Annotated in this window: 15 protein-coding genes; 13 read left to right on the forward strand and 2 right to left on the reverse strand. The window is 72.4% G+C overall.

The window, feature by feature from the left end:
* Positions 1–277 precede the first annotated feature (277 nt).
* From ABD831_RS08260 to ABD831_RS08320, 13 genes are all read left to right on the forward strand, one after another.
* On the forward strand, positions 278–2,056 hold the full coding sequence (locus tag ABD831_RS08260) for a proline--tRNA ligase (protein ID WP_344944234.1): 1,779 nt from the start codon (positions 278–280) through the stop codon (positions 2,054–2,056).
* Positions 2,053–2,841, forward strand: coding sequence for an HAD family hydrolase (locus ABD831_RS08265; RefSeq protein ID WP_344944237.1), 789 nt, complete (start codon positions 2,053–2,055; stop codon positions 2,839–2,841). Before ABD831_RS08260 ends, ABD831_RS08265 begins: the two co-directional genes overlap by 4 nt.
* Positions 2,838–3,620: a TSUP family transporter gene (locus ABD831_RS08270; protein ID WP_344944240.1), complete on the forward strand. Its 783-nt coding sequence runs from the start codon at positions 2,838–2,840 to the stop codon at positions 3,618–3,620. The genes ABD831_RS08265 and ABD831_RS08270 overlap by 4 nt, the downstream gene beginning before the upstream one ends.
* Positions 3,621–3,780: 160 nt before the next feature.
* On the forward strand, positions 3,781–4,791 hold the full coding sequence (locus ABD831_RS08275; RefSeq protein ID WP_344944243.1) for a 3-oxoacyl-ACP synthase III family protein: 1,011 nt from the start codon (positions 3,781–3,783) through the stop codon (positions 4,789–4,791).
* Positions 4,788–5,579 carry a glycosyltransferase family 2 protein gene (locus ABD831_RS08280; RefSeq protein WP_344944246.1) on the forward strand — a complete coding sequence of 264 codons (792 nt, stop codon included), beginning with the start codon at positions 4,788–4,790 and terminating at the stop codon, positions 5,577–5,579. The genes ABD831_RS08275 and ABD831_RS08280 overlap by 4 nt, the downstream gene beginning before the upstream one ends.
* Positions 5,576–6,811 (forward strand): cytochrome P450, encoded by a 1,236-nt coding sequence (locus ABD831_RS08285; protein ID WP_344944250.1) that lies wholly within the window; start codon positions 5,576–5,578, stop codon positions 6,809–6,811. The genes ABD831_RS08280 and ABD831_RS08285 overlap by 4 nt, the downstream gene beginning before the upstream one ends.
* Positions 6,808–8,376 carry a class I adenylate-forming enzyme family protein gene (locus ABD831_RS08290; protein WP_344944256.1) on the forward strand — a complete coding sequence of 523 codons (1,569 nt, stop codon included), beginning with the start codon at positions 6,808–6,810 and terminating at the stop codon, positions 8,374–8,376. Before ABD831_RS08285 ends, ABD831_RS08290 begins: the two co-directional genes overlap by 4 nt.
* Entirely contained in the window at positions 8,373–9,335 is a 963-nt protein-coding gene (locus ABD831_RS08295) for an NAD-dependent epimerase/dehydratase family protein (RefSeq protein WP_344944259.1), read from the forward strand. The genes ABD831_RS08290 and ABD831_RS08295 overlap by 4 nt, the downstream gene beginning before the upstream one ends.
* Before the next feature lie 50 nt (positions 9,336–9,385).
* Entirely contained in the window at positions 9,386–10,798 is a 1,413-nt protein-coding gene (locus ABD831_RS08300; RefSeq protein WP_344944262.1) for a ferredoxin reductase family protein, read from the forward strand.
* Between the two features lie 57 nt (positions 10,799–10,855).
* Complete coding sequence (locus tag ABD831_RS08305) at positions 10,856–11,407, forward strand: FMN-binding protein (protein ID WP_344944266.1); 552 nt, start codon at positions 10,856–10,858, stop codon at positions 11,405–11,407.
* A 34-nt stretch (positions 11,408–11,441) separates the two neighbouring features.
* Positions 11,442–12,293 (forward strand): FAD:protein FMN transferase, encoded by an 852-nt coding sequence (locus ABD831_RS08310; protein WP_344944269.1) that lies wholly within the window; start codon positions 11,442–11,444, stop codon positions 12,291–12,293.
* Between the two features lie 220 nt (positions 12,294–12,513).
* Positions 12,514–12,738, forward strand: a complete 225-nt coding sequence (locus ABD831_RS08315) for a hypothetical protein (protein ID WP_344944272.1) — start codon at positions 12,514–12,516, stop codon at positions 12,736–12,738.
* A 16-nt stretch (positions 12,739–12,754) separates the two neighbouring features.
* Entirely contained in the window at positions 12,755–13,198 is a 444-nt protein-coding gene (locus ABD831_RS08320) for a hypothetical protein (protein WP_344944275.1), read from the forward strand.
* A gap of 40 nt (positions 13,199–13,238) precedes the next feature.
* Here the strand turns inward: ABD831_RS08320 and ABD831_RS08325 are convergent, their stop codons facing one another.
* Positions 13,239–14,033: a response regulator transcription factor gene (locus ABD831_RS08325; protein ID WP_344944281.1), complete on the reverse strand. Its 795-nt coding sequence runs from the start codon at positions 14,031–14,033 to the stop codon at positions 13,239–13,241.
* Positions 14,034–14,124: 91 nt separating this feature from the next.
* A complete protein-coding gene (locus ABD831_RS08330; RefSeq protein WP_344944284.1) occupies positions 14,125–16,098 on the reverse strand; it encodes a thioredoxin domain-containing protein in 1,974 nt (657 codons plus the stop codon).
* Between the last annotated feature and the right edge of the window lie 23 nt (positions 16,099–16,121).

Consider the following 16,121-nt stretch of genomic DNA (forward strand, 5'->3'; position numbering starts at 1 on the left):
AACATCGCGTCGTGTTGTCACAAGGACGTCACGATCTCCGGACGAGGTCCCACTTCGGCGCCGGCAGGGTCACTGAACCCGTGGTCCGGCACGTCGTCAAGTACATGACCACTTCCTGTCCGGTCGGGACAGGGCCGGACAGGACGGCGCCCGACAGCGGCCCTGACCGGCAGGCCCCAGTCGGCCGATATCCTGCCAAGGTTCCGCACAGGCGCAGCCGCGCTCCCTCGCGCCGATCCGGCCGTGCCCTGTACCCAGCACCTCCTGAGGAGACCCGGTGGCCCTGCACATGTCGTCCCTGTTCCTGCGAACCCTTCGCGAGGACCCGGCGGACGCAGAGGTCCCGAGCCACCGCCTGCTCGTCCGGGCGGGCTACGTCCGCCGGGTCAGCCCCGGTGTCTACACGTGGCTGCCCCTCGGCCTGCGCGTGCTGCGCAACGTCGAGCGGATCGTCCGCGACGAGATGGACGCCATCGGCGCGCAGGAGCTGCTCTTCCCTGCGCTGCTCCCCAAGGAGCCCTTCGAGGCGAGCGGCCGCTGGACCGAGTACGGCGACAACATCTTCCGGCTGCAGGACCGCAAGGGAGCCGACCACCTGCTCGGCCCGACCCACGAGGAGATGTTCACCCTCACGGTCAAGGACCTCTACAGCTCCTACAAGGACCTGCCGCTGTCGATCTACCAGATCCAGACGAAGTACCGCGACGAGGCGCGTCCGCGCGCCGGGGTGCTCCGTGGCCGCGAGTTCGTCATGAAGGACAGCTACTCCTTCGACGTCGACGCCGCGGGCCTGGACAAGAGCTACCAGCTGCACCGCGAGGCCTATGTCCGCATCTTCGACCGCCTCGGCTTCCACTACGTCATCGTCGAGGCGATGGCCGGGGCCATGGGCGGCAGCAAGAGCGAGGAGTTCCTCGCCACGGCCGAGGTCGGGGAGGACACCTACGTCCACTGCACGAGCTGCGGGTATGCCGCCAACGTCGAAGCGGTGCGGGTGCCGGCCCCCGACCCCGTCGGCTGGGAGGGCCTGCCGGCTGCGCACGCCGAGGACACCCCCGACACCCCGACCATCGACACGCTCGTCGCACACCTCAACGAGCGCTTCCCCCGCACGGACCGTCCCTGGGCTGCCGGCGACACGCTCAAGAACGTCGTCGTGATCCTGGTCAACCCCGACGGCACGCGCGAGCCGCTCGCCATCGGCGTGCCCGGTGACCGCGAGGTCGACGAGAAGCGTCTGGGCGCCCAGGTCGAGCCTGCCGAGGTCGAGCCCTTCACCGAGTCGGACTTCGCCGCCAACGCTGCGCTGGTCAAGGGCTACATCGGGCCCGGCGCCCTGGGGCTCGACGGCAGCTCCGGCATCCGTTACCTGCTCGACCCGCGCGTGGCGGATGGCACCCGCTGGGTCACAGGCGCGAACGTCGCCGGCCAGCACGTCATCGACCTCGTCGCGGGCCGGGACTTCACCGCCGACGGCACCATCGAGGCCGCCGAGGTGCGCCCCGGCGACCCCTGCCCCAACTGCGACCACACCCTCTCCGCCGCCCGCGGCATCGAGATGGGCCACGTCTTCCAGCTCGGCACGAAGTACGCCGAGGCCCTCGACCTCAAGGTGCTCGACCAGAACGGCAAGCTCGTCACCGTCGTCATGGGCTCCTACGGCGTCGGGGTCTCGCGCGCCGTGGCCTGCGTCGTCGAGGGAAACCACGACGAGTCGGGCATCATCTGGCCGCGTGAGCTGGCCCCGGCCGACGTGCACATCGTCGCCGCAGGCAAGGACGAGGCGCTCTTCGTCAAGGCCGAGGAGATCGCCCGCGAGCTCGAGGTGCAGGGCCTCACCGTCCTCGTCGACGACCGCAAGGGCGTCAGCCCCGGCGTGAAGTTCAAGGACTCCGAGCTCATCGGCGTCCCGACGATCCTCGTCATCGGTCGGGGCCTCGCCGACGGCAAGGTCGAGATCAAGGACCGCCGCACCGGTGAGCGCCGTGAGGTCGCCGTCGACGACGCCGTCGCGGCCCTGACCGCCGAGGTCACCGCCGAGGTCGAGCGGTCGTGACCGCGGCCGACCGGCCCGTCCGGCCCGACCGGCCCGTCCGGGCGGTCCTCTTCGACTGGGGCGGCACCATCACGCCCTGGCACGAGGTGGACTTCCACGCGACGTGGGGGGCGTATGCCGCGGCCCTGGGTCACTCGGGCGAGGCGCACGCCGCGTTCGTCGCGGCCATCTGCGCAGCCGAGGACGCGGCGTGGAAGCGCGGCCGAGGCGGTGGCGGGAGCGCGCGCCTGCACGAGCTGCTCGAGTCGGTCGGCGTCACGGACCGACACCCGGGCGCGCAGGAGGCGCTGACGGCATACCGCGAGCTGTGGGAGCCCCACACGATCACGGCGCCGGAGATCCGAGTGGTGTGGGAGGGCCTGCGCGACAGGGGTATTCGCGTGGGTGTCCTGTCCAACACCATCTGGGACCGTGACTACCACCGGTCGATCTTCGAACGCGACGGGGTGCTCCACCTCATCGACGTGGACGTCTACTCCAGCGAGACGCCCTGGGTGAAGCCGCAGCCGGAGATCTTCGCCCACGCCGCGCGCGAGGTGGGTCTCGAGCCCGCGGACTGCGCCTACGTCGGGGACCGGTCCTACGAGGACGTGCACGGGCCGCAGCAGGTCGGGATGCGGGCGATCTGGGTGCCGCACTCGACGATCCCACTCGACCAGCAGGTGTCCCACGACGCGACGCCCGACGCCGTCGCCCACGAGATCACCGACGTGCTCGCCATCGTCGAGTCCTGGAACGACTCGCCGGACTCGCCGGACGCCCGCGCCGACGGTGTGGACGCGTGAGCGACCCGACGCTCACGACCCTCGCCTTCCTCGCAGCCGCCGCGTTCGTCGCCGGCTGGATCGACGCCGTCGTCGGCGGCGGCGGCCTCGTCCAGCTGCCCGCCCTGCTCATCGGTCTGCCCGGGGCATCGCCCGCGCAGCTGCTCGCGACGAACAAGTTCGGCTCGATCTTCGGCACCGCGACGAGCTCGGTCACCTTCTACCGTCGGGTCCGGCCCGACCTGCGCACGGCTCTGCCCATGGCGGCCGTCGCCTACGTCGGGTCCCTCGGCGGCGCGCTCATCGGGTTGCACATCCCGAAGTCAGCCTTCAACCCGATCATCCTCGTGCTGCTCGTGCTCGTCGGCGCCTACACGCTCTTCAAGCCCGACCTCGGCTCCGAGTCGATCCGGCGGTTCCACGGAGCCCGCCACGCCGTCCTCGCCATGCTGACCGGCTTCGTCATCGGGGCCTACGACGGTGCGCTCGGACCCGGCACCGGCAGCTTTCTCGTCTTCGCGCTCGTCGGGTTGCTGGGCTACAACTTCCTCGAGGCCAGCGCCAAGGCCAAGATCGCCAACTTCGCGACGAACCTCGGCGCGCTGACCATCTTCGCGCCGATGGGTCTCGTCATCGTCAAGGTGGGCCTCGTCATCGCGGGCGCCAACCTGCTCGGCGGCTATGTCGGGGCCCGGACGGCCGTCGCGAAGGGCAGCGGCTTCGTCCGGGCGGTCTTCGTCGTCGTCGTCAGCGCCTTCATCGTCAAGATCGGTGGCAGCCTCCTCGGCTGGTGGCCCTGAGGGCATCCGCCCGGCGTGGCCGAGGGCTCCCAGCACGGCCCGCAGCTCGGCACGGGCCCGGTGAGTACGTCGGCTCAGCACAGGCTCCTTGGGCTCACCGTAAACTGCCCGCACGGCTCCGGAGGGGCCTCGTCGCCGAGCCAGGGAGGGTCACGCGCGCATGTCCACTCGCATCGCCGGCGTCAGCGCCCACGTCGCCGAGCACGCCATGAGCGTCGAGGAGGTCGAGGCCCGCATCGTCGGATCGAGCGACGGGTTCACGCCTCCCTCCGGGGTGCTGGGACGCCTCACTGGCGTCCGGCGGATTCACCACGCCGGCCGCGACACCCAGGCCTCCGACCTCGCCGCGGCCGCCGCTCGCACGTCCCTCGCCCTGCTCGACCTCGAGATCGCCGACGTCGATCTGCTCGTGTTCGCCTCGGCGTCGCAGGACCTCGTCGAGCCCGCCACGTCGCACATCGTCGCCGACCTGCTCGGTGCCCGGTGTCCGGTCATGGACGTCAAGAACGCCTGCAACTCCTGGCTGAACGGCGTGCAGGTCGCCGAGGCGCTCATCGCCATGGGGCAGTACGACCGCGTCCTCGTCGTGACGGGGGAGATGCCGTCCCGTGCGGCCCGGTGGTGTGTCCGCGACGCGGCGCAGTTCGTCGAGTCGGTGCCGGGCTACACGATGAGCGATGCGGGGGCCGCCGGGCTCGTCGAGCGGGCGGCACCCGGCGCTCGCGGCGAGATCCTGCACCGCTGGTTCGCCGCGGAGTCGCGGCACTGGTCGGTCGGGCAGCTGCCAGCCGGCGGCACCCGTCACCCCCGTGACGCCGACAAGGGCTACTTCGTCATGGACGGGGCGCGCCTGCGCCAGGCCTTCGACAGCGTCGACGTCGAGGAGATCCACCGCGCCCTCAAGTCCGACGGCCTCGGCGTCGAGGACTTCGTGGCGGTCGCCGTCCACCAGGTCGCGATGCCCTACCTCGACGTCTTCGCCGCGCGGCTCGGCCTGCGCCGCGACCTCGTCGTCGAGACGCTGCCCGACCACGGCAACTGCGCGTCGGCCACGCTGCCGCTCCAGTGGCAGCAGGTCGAGCGGCTCGGCCTCGCCGCACCGGGGCAGCCGGTGCTGCTCGTGGGGCTCGCGGGCGGGATCAGCGTCGGCACGATGGCGGTGCGCTGGTGACTGGTCCCGCGTCCCTCGGGATGTGCGGCGTGCGCCTCTGGGTCGTCGTCCCCGCCTTCGACGAGCAGGCCGGCATCGCCCGAACGATCGCCGCCCTCGCCGCACAGCGCGACCGCGACTTCGACCTCGTCGTCGTCGACAACGCCAGCACCGACGGCACGGCGCGCGAGACCGAAAGGGCCTGCACGGCATACGACCTCGGCGTCACGATCGTCACCGAGACGCGCAAGGGCACCGGGGCGGCGGCCGACACCGGCGTGCGTCACGCCATCGCGCACGGGGCGACGCACGTGCTGCGCACCGACGCCGACACGCTCCCCACCCCCGAGTGGACCGCGGTGGGTCGCCGCGCCTTCAGCGCCGGCGCCGACCTCGTGACCGGGCCGATGCGGGCGCGCACCGACGAGGTGCGGCTGCGCCCCTGGGAGCGCCTCGTGCTGCCCGGCGTCATCGGTCTCTGCCAGACGTTCGGGCGCTTCCGTCCGAGCAACCGGGCGCCCGAGCTCCAGGGTCCCTACCGGATGAGCCCGGGCTGCAACATCGGCGTCAGCGCTCGCGCCTACGAGGCGAGCGGAGGCTTCCCGCGGACCGCGATCGAGGAGGTCCACGAGGACCGCGAGCTCGTCAACCGGGTCCGGCGGGTCAGCTCGCGCGTCGAGTACCACCGTGACCTCGTCGTGCACGCCTCGGTGCGCCGGCTGCGCGCCTACGGCCTGCGCAACACCCTGCGGTGGTACCTCGACCACGGCCACCGTCCCGACGTCGTCGACGTCCGGGGCGTCGCGTGAAAGCGCTCACCCGCCACGACCCCGGGAGTCGCTGGGAGGCCCGACTCGTCCGCTCGGCGCACCCCGTGGTCGCCCGTGTCGTCGACGCCGCCGTGTCGCGTCGCGGTGTCGTACGCCTGCCCGGCGTCGGCGTGCTGGTGGCGGACCCCGAGGTGGCGCGTCTCGTGCTCACCGACGCGGACACCTTCGCCAAGAACGGGCCCGGCTCGTCAGGGGCGCTCTGGACCCCGGTGCTCGGGGAGCGGGTGCTGCTCAACATGGAGGGACCCGACCACCGCGTCCTGCGGCGCTCCCTATCCGACCTGTTCTCACCCCGTGCCGTGCGCGAGGTCTGTGACGCCGCGACAGGGCCGCTCGTGTCCGCTGCAGCGTCGAGGCTCAAGGAGGGCAAGGACCTCGACGTCGTGCGGCTGGCGCGTGAGGTGGCGGCTGCCGCCATCGGAGTCGTCGTCGGACTCGACCCGGACACCCCACCGTCGGTCCTCCTCGAGGCGAGCGACGCCATCGAGTCGATGGTCGGCTGGCGCACCCGCACCTTCGACGACGCGGCCGTGGCCCGGGCCCGAGCGGCTCTGGCCGTCGTGCAGGACGCCGCCGAGTCCGCCCACGCCGCAAGGGCTTCCGACACCGTGATGGGTCGACTGGCGCTCCAGGGTGCCTCGCTCGACGATGCCCGGTCCCTGGCAGCTGCGCTCTTCCTCACCGGCACCGGCACCGTCAGCAGCGCCTTCCCCCGGATAGCCGGACAGCTCGCGGACGCCGGTCTCCTCGGGACCGCAGGCGCGGCCTCGTGCGACGTCGACGACGTCGTCGCCGAGGGTCTGCGCATGACGACGCCGAGTCTGGCGACGCTGAGACGGTGCGTCCGCCCCACCCAGCTCGGCGGGGTCCGGCTGGGCGCGGACGACCGGGTCGTCGTGCTGCTCTGGTGGGCGACCAGGCGTGACGGCGGCTTCGAGCCCGGACGCCCTGCGACGGGCGACCTGCGCCACCTGTGTTTCGGGGCCGGCTCGCACTTCTGCCTCGGGGCTCCGCTCGCCCTTGCCGAGCTGCGGATGATGACCGCGATGCTGCTCGAGGTCGCCAGCGAGCGGGGGCTCGTCGTGACCTCGCGTAGCGCGGCACGCCGCGTGCTCGTGCCGCGCTACGCGGAGCTGACCGTCCGGGTCGAGCACCCACGACCGGCAGCGCAGGTGGCGGGCTCGGCGGGCGCAGCGGGCGCGGCGGCGTGACTCCCACCCCCGACCTCGTCACGACGATCCTCACGAGGGCTGCCGACGAGCCCCGTCGCGTCGCCATCCGTGACCACCGCGGTCGCTCGGTGACGTTCGGCGCGCTGGGCGCCGGCATCACGGGCGTCGCCGCCCACCTGTCCTCGCGGGGTCTCGTTCCCGGGGACGGGGTGCTGCTCGCCGTCCGCCCGTCCCCCCGGGCCGTGGCGGCCGCGCTCGGAGTCGTCCTCGCCGGGGGTGTCGTCGTGGTGGCCGACCCCGGGGCCGGCGAGGCCCTCCTCCACGTGCGCCGCCGGACCGTGCCGGTGCGAGCCGCGATCGCCGACACCCTCGTGCACGCGGCCACCCGCCGGCCGTTCTCCTCCCTGCTCTCGCGTCTGCCGGCGACGTCCGGGCTCCAGCTGCCCGACCTCGGCGGGCCCGGCCTCGTCCACGTCGTCACGGGCCCCCGACTACCGGGCGTGCCGCGGGGGGCCACGCGCTGGGAGCACCTGCCGCGCTCCGTGGCGTCGCCGGTGCCGGGCACTCCCACACGCGACGCGCTCGTCGTGTTCACCTCCGGCTCGACCGCGTCGCCACGGGCCGTCGTCCACACCCTGAGCTCGCTCACGGCGGGCGTCGGGGCGGCCGTCGCGGCGCTCGAACTCGACGACCGGGTCGTCATGCACACCGACCAGCTCATGATCGGCCTGCCGACGCTCGCCGCCGGAGGCGTGTGGTCGCTGCCGCCCGTCACGGCGACGACCGGGACGTGGCTGCGCCAGGCCGCCCGCGAGAGTGCCACCCACGCGTATGCCGTCCCGACCAAGGTGCTCGCCGCGGCCTCGCGTGGCCTGCCGTCGACCCTCCGGCACCTCGCCATGGGAGGCGCGCCGGTCCTGCCTGCCACCGTCGGCCGACTCCGCTCGCTCGCACCCGACGTGGCCGTGCGAGCGGTCTACGGCTTGACGGAGGCACTGCCTGTCGCCGTCGCCACAGGCGACCAGGTGCTCGCGTCGCCGCCGGGACGCACCTGCCTGGGCCCGGCCCTCCCGGGGGTCTCGGTCCGCATCGACGCCCCGGACGCCACCGGCGTCGGCGAGATCGTCGTCCGTGCGCCGCAGGCGCGCCACCGGCTGGCGGGCGAGGCTCCCAGCGTCGAGGTCCGCACCGGTGACCTGGGGGAGCTGCGCAGCGACGGCATGCTCCTGCTCGCAGGGCGTGCCAAGAACATGGTCATCCGGGGCCAGGCCAACATCTACCCGGAGCTCGTCGAGCCCCTTCTCCTCGAGCAGCTCGGCGACGCCATCGCGGACTGCGCCCTCATCGGGGTGCCGGACTCGGTGACGGGAGACGAGCGAGTCGTCCTGGCGGTGGTCCCCGCAGCCGGTCCTCGGTCGGTGACGGACGATGCCGCGCTCTCGCGCCTCGTCCACCGGACGTGGCCGAGCCTCGCGGACGAAGCCTGGCGCCCCGACGAGGTCGTCGTGGTCGAGGCGGTGCCGCGCCGAGGACGCTCGGCCGCCGTCGACCCGGAGGCCCTGCGTCTGGTCCTCTCCGGGCGGCGCACAGGAGCCTCCGGGTGAGGGTCGCCGTCACGGGCGCCAGCGGCTTCGTCGGAGGAGCGGTCCTCGACCTGCTGCTCGCACGAGGCCATGACGTCGTCTCCTTCAGCCGCCGACCGGTCGCGCCGCGTCCGGGACTGGAGCACCGCAGGTGGGACGTCACGAGCGGACCGCTGACAGACCCTCCGACGGTCGACGTCGTCGTCCACGCAGCTGCCCACGTCGACGAGTGGGACGGGTGGGCGGTGCACCGGGCCGTCACCGTCGCGGGGACGCGGGCCGTGCTCTCGACGTGGCCGGCAGCCCGGGTCGTGCTCATCTCGTCGTGCAGCGTCTACCCCCTCCGGGCTCCGAGACCTCCCCGGCAGCTCCTCAGCGAGGACGTCCCGGTGACCAGCCACCACCTGTCCGCCTACTCCCGCGCGAAGGCTGCCCAGGAGCGACTCGTGCTCGGCCGCCGCAGCAGCGTCGTCCTGCGTCCCCACGCGGTGCACGGCCTCGGGGACCCGACCCTCCTGCCGAGGCTCGAGCGGGCCCGCCGTCGCGGGCGACTTGTCTGCCCCGGGGGTGCCGACACCCTCATCCACCTCACGGACGTCCGGCTCGTCGCGAAGGCAGCGGTGGCGGCCTGCGAGATCCCTTGCGGCACAACGATCCTCAATGTCGCGGACGCCCAGCCCCTCCGATTGTCGGCCGTCGCGGCCGGTGTGGTCGATGCGAACGGATGGGACGTCAGGCCGCTGTTCACCGGGTCGCTCGCCGCCTGGGCCGCGGCACTCGCTCTTGAGGGACCCGCCCGCCTCGCCCGCGCGTCGACGCCTCCGCTGCTGACGGCATACGCAGTCTCCCACCTCGCGGTCAGCCGGGTGTTCGACACGACCCTGCTGCGTCAGCGGCTCGGCGTCGAGCCAGACCCGACGGACCTCTCCCGGTGGCACCGGGAGGACGCGGCGGGGAGGGCCGACGCTTCACACCCGTGACATCCGTGTGACACAGCACACGCACAGGGTCGAGCACGAATGTCAGTGACATGACCTCACTCGCCCTCCCCGAGAGCCCCGACCTCTCGGTGCCGGCCGCGTCGCGGCGCGGACCCACACCACTCTGGTGGCGGGATGCCTCCGCCGTGTTCGCCTGGGGCGTCACACTCTTCGTCGTCGCCCTCTGGGTGGCGGGCGGCGGGCTGACCGCGTTCGGGACGCTCGGTGAGAGCCTCATCAACATCGGTCGCCTCACCGGCCTCGTGGCCTCGGTGCTCATGCTCCTGCAGGTGCTGCTCATGGCCCGCATCCCGTTCGTCGAGCAGGCCTGGGGCCAGGACGAGCTCGCCCGGGTGCACCGGCTCGTCGGCTTCACCTCGTTCAACCTCATGGTCGTGCACATCGTCCTCACCACCATCGGCTACAGCGCGGGCACCGACCTGGGCGTCGTCGCCACCTTCGTCGACCAGGTCCTGCACTCGCCGGGCATGCTCCTCGCCCTCGCCGGCACCATCGCGCTCGTCATGGTCGTCGTCACGTCGGTGATGAAGGCCCGCGCGAAGCTGAGGTACGAGTCCTGGCACCTGCTTCACCTCTACGCCTACCTCGGCGCCGGCCTGGCCCTGCCGCACCAGCTCTGGACGGGCCAGGACTTCAAGGCGAGCGTCGTGGCGACCGTCTTCTGGTGGGGGCTGTATGCCTTCGCGCTCGTCGCCGTCCTCGTCTACCGGGTGGGGCTGCCGCTCATCCGCTCCCAGCGCCACCGTCTCGTCGTCTCCGAGGTCGTCGCCGAGTCGCCCACCGTCACGTCGGTCGTCATGACGGGGCGCCGGCTCGACCGCCTGCCCGTCCGTGCCGGCCAGTTCTTCCAGTGGCGCTTCCTCGACGGCGCGGGCTGGACCAGGGGCAACCCGTACTCCCTCTCCGCCGCCCCCGACGGCCGGTCGCTCCGGATCACGGCCGAGGCCGTCGGAGCCTCCAGCGCCCGCCTCGCGACGTTGCGTCCCGGCACCAAGGTGCTCGTCGAGGGCCCTTACGGACGCCTCCACGCCGGCGTCCGCACCAGCGACAAGGCCGTGCTCATCGGTGCCGGCATCGGCATCACGCCGCTCCGGGCCATCCTCGAGGAGCTGCCCTCCTCACCCGACGGTGTCGTCGTCATCTACCGGGTCGGCAGCCAGTCGGACATCGTCCTCGCCGACGAGCTGCTCGACCTCGCCCGCGCCAAGGGGGGCCGGGTCGTCGCCGTCGTCGGCCACCGCAACCGGGAGCGCGCCAGCTGGCTGCCCGTCGAGTCGCGGCACCTCACCGACGCCGAGGCCCTGACCCGGATCGTGCCCGACATCGCCGAACGCGACGTCTACGTGTGCGGCAACCCCGCCTGGATGGACGCCGTCATCGCCGCCGCCCACGAGGCCGGCGTGCCCGACGAGGCGGTCCACCACGAACGCTTCAGCTACTGACCCACGCGAACCGCGAGCGAACGCACCGCATCCACGCCGAACGAAACGAGCCCCACCATGCGACGCATCGTCCTCTGGGCCATGAGCACCCTGACCGTGCTCGTGCTCCTCTTCAGCTACAGCACCTCCCGCAGCTCGTCCGCCCTCGTGGCCGCCGAGACCCGCACCGTGACGACGACGAGCAAGAGCTCCGAGAGCACCGGGTCCACGTCGGGGTCCTCGTCCGCCTCCGCGACCGACTCCTCGGGCCAGCAGCCGACCGACAGCACGACCGGCAGCACGACGTCCTCCGGATCCTCCGGATCCTCCGGCTCGACGAGCACGTCGGCGGCCGCGAAGACGTATGCCGGTGACGCGGTCATGACCCGCTACGGCAACGTCCAGGTCCAGATCACCGTCAAGAACGGCAAGATCACCGCGGCAGAGGTGCTGCAGGTCCCGTGGAACGACCGCCACGACCAGATGATCAACTCCGCTGCCGTCCCGGTCTACAACCAGGAGGCCGTCAGTGCGCAGTCGGCCCAGATCGACGTCGTCTCCGGCGCGACGTACACGTGGGACGGCTACACCCAGTCCCTGCAGTCCGCCATCGACCAGGCCAACCTGTGAGGCACTCTTGAGACAGGCGACCGAGGAGCCCACCATGAGCCGACCCGCGATCCCAGGCCAGCCCGTCCAGCCCGTTCAGGCGGGGAAGCCCGTTCTGCCGGTCGGGCCCGACCTGCCGGTCAGGCCCGAGACGGCGCCGGCTCCGGCACGGCGCGCCTGGGTCGAGCAGATCATGGGCATGCCGATCTCCATCCACCTGCGCGGCGAGGACGTCGACCGGCCCGAGGCGCAGGCGGCCGTGGCCGAGGCCTACCGGATCCTGCGCGAGATGGACTCGATCTTCTCGACCTACCGGGACGACTCCGACCTGATGCGGCTGCGCCGCGAGGAGATCGAGGTGTCGCAGTGCAGCCCCCTGGTCGAGGAGGCGCTGCACATCGGGCAGGAGGCCGAGGTCCTCACCCGCGGAGCGTTCACGACGCTCCTGCCCACCGGCGACGGTGACCTGGCTTTCGACCCGACCGGCCTCGTGAAGGGGTGGGCCGTCGACCGCGCCTCCGTGCCACTGCTGGCGCTCGAGCGAATCTCGTTCTGCATCAACGCCGGTGGTGACATCCTCATCGGAGCGCACCCGGACATGCCGACCGCCGGCCCGGGCGCGATCCTGTGGCGCGTCGGCGTCGAGGACCCGCTCGACCGGCAGCGGATCGCCAACACCCTGACGCTGGCGCGAGGTGCGGTGGCGACCTCCGGGACGTCGGCGCGAGGAGCGCACCTCTACGACCCCGAGGCCCGTGAGCTCGTGGGGCGCCCGGGTTCGGTGACCGTGACGGGTCCCACCCTGCTCTGGGCCGACATCTGGGCGACGGCGCTCTTCGTCGGCTCCGAGCGCACGAGCGAGGCGTTCGCGGCGAGCGCGACCGACTACCTCTCGACGGCGCTCTGACGGACGACGACGGCGCGCAGGGGAGGCGCAAGGAGCAAAAGCCGCAAGGCATCCCGAACCAGGACCTGCTTGCGAGTTTCTTGCGCAAACCATGCGCGGCTCGGGCTTCGGCGCTTGCAGTTGCCCCGGCAGAGTCGTCCTCATCAGCAGGAACGGTCGGGGGACCGCCGGCTGACAGAGACCTTCGGGCGAGTGCCCGCCGATCCGGGAGGGGAGCGCCATGACCGCCAGCACCAGCACTGACCCTGCAGTGACGGAGCTCGGACGTGGCGCCCTCCCCGGACGGCGGGCCCACTCGAGGACTCCCGTGGGGGGAGGGGACCGGATCGGGGCGGGCAGCCTGGTGGGAGGCTGGGCCGCCCCGATCCAACCGTCACCCGTCGGCCAGTGCGCCGGCGTGAGCGGCCTGGCCAACGGCATCATCGGCGCCGGCCGTGGCCGCTGAGGCGTCGGTGGGCCCGGTGTCTCCCGGACCCGCGGCCGACGAGCTCGACCCTCGCGCGTTGACGCTCCTGGCCTGCGAGCTCGAGAGCGACGAGCTGGCCCGGTCCATCGCACAGACCTACCTGCGGATGCTCGACGCGCGGCTCACGCGCGCAGCCTCCGCCCTCGAACGCCGCGACGAGGTCGCAGCCATGGACGTGCTGCTCAGCCTGCGGGTCTCGTCCGCCACCGTGGGGCTGGTGCGCCTCGAGTCGGCCGTACGCTGCGTCATCGACGCCGTGCGTCGTGGGGAGCCCGAGCTCGCCAGGGAGAGGGGTGCCTCGTTGGTCGGTCTCGCAGCCGTCGCGCGCCATGCGCTCCGTGCCCACCTCGAGCTGACTCACCTCGAGCTGACTCACCCCGAGCTGACTCACCCCGAGCCTGCACCCTTCGAGCCCGCACCCTTCCACCACGTGGTCTGACGGGCCGTCCGGTCAGTCGTCGACGCGCACGAGCCCTCGGTCAGAACGCCTCGGGCTCCTCCATGCGGTAGCCCACGCCCCGCACGGTGCGGATCGGGGCACGCAGGCCGTCGGGACCGAGTCGGCTGAGCTTGCGGCGGAGGTTGCCGACGTGCACCTCGACGAGGTGCTCCTCGGACCAGCCCGGCCCCCACAGGCTGTCGAGGAGCACGGCGCGGGACCACACCCGACGCGGCGCGCTGAGCAAGGTGGTGAGCAGGTCGAACTCCGTGCGGGTCAGGTCGACCTCCTGCTCGTCGACCGTGACGACGCGACCCTCCGGGTCGACCGCGATGCGGCCGTGTCGCACGAGGGAGTGAGCGACCTCGACGCGCGCCCCCTCTGCCGCTGACGGGTCCGCGGTGGGCGGCGACGCCTTGGCGCCGGGGCCCGGGGTCTCGGTGACGCCGTTCGAGCCACCGGTCCGGGGTCGTCGGAACATCGCGTTGACGCGAGCCTGCAGCTCGCGAGGGCTGAACGGCTTGGTGAGGTAGTCGTCGGCGCCGATCTCGAGCCCCATCAGGCGGTCGATCTCGTCGGTCCGTGCACTGATCATGACGACGTAGGCCTGGCTGACGTCGCGCACCCGGCGGCACACCTCGATGCCGTCGAGGTCCGGCAGTCCGAGGTCGAGCGTGACGAGGTCGGGATCGTTGGCGACGACGAGCTCGATGCCTGCCTGGCCCGAGGATGCGGCCGCCACTGCGAAGCCCTGCATGGTCAGGCTGTGCGTGATGAGCTCACGGATGTCGTCGTCGTCCTCGACGACGACTGCGGTGCGTGCGGAGCCCATCATGCGGTGATTCTTGCAGAATGCGAGGGTTTGGCCGGACAGATCCGTTTGATGGGCGGTTCGCGCCTCGGTCGAGGCTCTCGACGCACCGCGACTAGCGACCCCCCAGATGCTCGACGAGCGTCTCCGGGCTCGTCGTCGGAAGCTCGCACACCATGTGTCGGCAGACGTATGCCGCCGGGGCGCCGTCCACGAGCGGGCGTCCGGCGAGCAGCGCCAGCCCCGACGCATCGGGCTCGCCCCGGACGACGACGAGCCCGGGGCTCGGGGAGCGCCGCGCCGCCCGTTCCAGCGCGTCGGCCGCCGGCCCCGACCCTACGACCGCGACCTGGTGCGGCCCGGCGACCAGAGCCTCGGCGACGGCGAGCGACCAGCCGCCGAAACGCGGCTCGCGGACGGCCAGCCCGAGCCCGGCGGCGGTTGCCCGGGCACCGGACTCGAGGGCGTCCGGGTCTCCGGTCACCGCGCCGAGCGCCACGAGGGCTCCTGCAAGAGCCGATTGCCCAGCCGGCTCCGCATTGTCGGCGGCACTGCGCGGGCGCAGGTAGAGCGGCTCGGCGTCGCCGGCCGTGTCGTGGAAGCCTCCGTCGTCGGCAGCGAAGTCCTGGGCCGAACGCAGCAGGCTGCGGGCCGCCTCCAGCCAGCGGAGCTCACCGGTGACCTGGTGGAGCAGCAGCAGCCCTTCGGCGAGGTTGCCGTGGTCGTCGGCGACGGCACGGGCCGTGCCTGCGTCGCCGAGTCGTGAGGCCCGCCTCAGCTCGCCGCCGACCACGTGGACGTCGAGGACGTGGGCGGCGCACCGGGCCGCCGCCTCGACCCAGTCCCGACGCTCGAACGTCGCGCCCGCATCGGAGAGCGCAGCGATGACGAGGCCGTTCCACGACGTGACGACCTTGTCGTCGCGTCCCGGTTGGGGGCGGTCGGCCCGGGCGGCCAGGAGGCGTGAGCGCACCCCCTCGAACCAGTCGAGGTCCTCCGGGTCGACCGGCAGCTGGAGCGTCGACGCGCCGTGCTCGAAGGTCCCCTCCGGGGTGACGACGAGGAGCTCCGCTGCCTTCTCTGCGTCGTCGCCGAGGACGTCGCCCAGCTGCTGCGGAGTCCATGCGTAGGTCAGGCCTTCTACGCCGTCCGCGTCGGCGTCGAGCGAGGAGGCGAACCCGCCCTCCGGGGTGACGAGGTCCCGCAGGAGGAAGGTTGCGGTCTCCCGCACGATCCTTTCGGCGAGTGGATCCCGGGTCACCTTCCACCACGTCGTGCACACCCGGAGCAGCAGGGCGTTGTCGTAGAGCATCTTCTCGAAGTGCGGCACCACCCACCGGGCGTCGACGGCGTAGCGCGCGAACCCACCGGCGAGCTGGTCGTACAGGCCGCTGCGGGCCATCGCCTCCAGCGTCCGCGTCGCCATCTCGAGGGAGGACGCCTCGCCGGTCCGGGCGTGGTGGCGCAGCAGGAACTCGAGCACCATCGACGGCGGAAACTTCGGCGCGCCCCCGAAACCGCCTGCGACGCGGTCGAACTGACCAGCCAGGATGTCCACGGCAGCGGACAGCGCGCCGGGCTCGACGGCATACGGCGTCGGCGACCGGAGGGCGCTGGCGAGGCTGGAAGCGATGTGGGAGCCCGAGGCCCGCACCTCGTCCTCGCGGGTGCGCCACGCCTCGTCGAGCGCGTCGAGCACGCGCAGGAAATGGTCACGCGGGAAGTACGTGCCGCAGAAGAAGGGCTCGCCCTCGGGGGTGAGGAAGACCGTCATGGGCCACCCGCCGTGCCCAGTCGTCGCGGTGACGGCGGACATGTAGACGGCATCGATGTCGGGTCGCTCCTCGCGGTCGACCTTGACGGAGACGAAACGCTCGTTGAGCACCGCGGCGACGGCCTCGTCCTCGAACGACTCGTGCGCCATGACGTGGCACCAGTGGCACGCGGCATACCCGACCGACAGCAGGACGGGCACGTTGCGCTCGCGCGCCTCGGCGAACGCCTCCTCGCCCCACTCCTGCCAGTGCACCGGGTTGTCCCGGTGCTGCAACAGGTAGGGGCTCGTGGCGGCATGCAGGCGGTTGGGCATGGCTCCACTCTCGCGCACCGGCC

Source organism: Terrabacter ginsenosidimutans, assembly GCF_039539425.1.
GTDB lineage: Bacteria > Actinomycetota > Actinomycetes > Actinomycetales > Dermatophilaceae > Terrabacter > Terrabacter ginsenosidimutans.

Excerpts from the sequence above, each read along its gene's own strand:
- ABD831_RS08310 (WP_344944269.1), top strand. The coding sequence starts at position 11,442 with ATGAGCCGACCCGCGATCCCAGGCCAGCCCGTCCAGCCCGTTCAGGCG.
- ABD831_RS08300 (WP_344944262.1), top strand. The coding sequence starts at position 9,386 with ATGACCTCACTCGCCCTCCCCGAGAGCCCCGACCTCTCGGTGCCGGCC.
- ABD831_RS08330 (WP_344944284.1), bottom strand. The coding sequence starts at position 16,098 with ATGCCCAACCGCCTGCATGCCGCCACGAGCCCCTACCTGTTGCAGCAC.
- ABD831_RS08305 (WP_344944266.1), top strand. The coding sequence starts at position 10,856 with ATGCGACGCATCGTCCTCTGGGCCATGAGCACCCTGACCGTGCTCGTG.
- ABD831_RS08275 (WP_344944243.1), top strand. The coding sequence starts at position 3,781 with ATGTCCACTCGCATCGCCGGCGTCAGCGCCCACGTCGCCGAGCACGCC.
- ABD831_RS08325 (WP_344944281.1), bottom strand. The coding sequence starts at position 14,033 with ATGATGGGCTCCGCACGCACCGCAGTCGTCGTCGAGGACGACGACGAC.
- ABD831_RS08315 (WP_344944272.1), top strand. The coding sequence starts at position 12,514 with ATGACCGCCAGCACCAGCACTGACCCTGCAGTGACGGAGCTCGGACGT.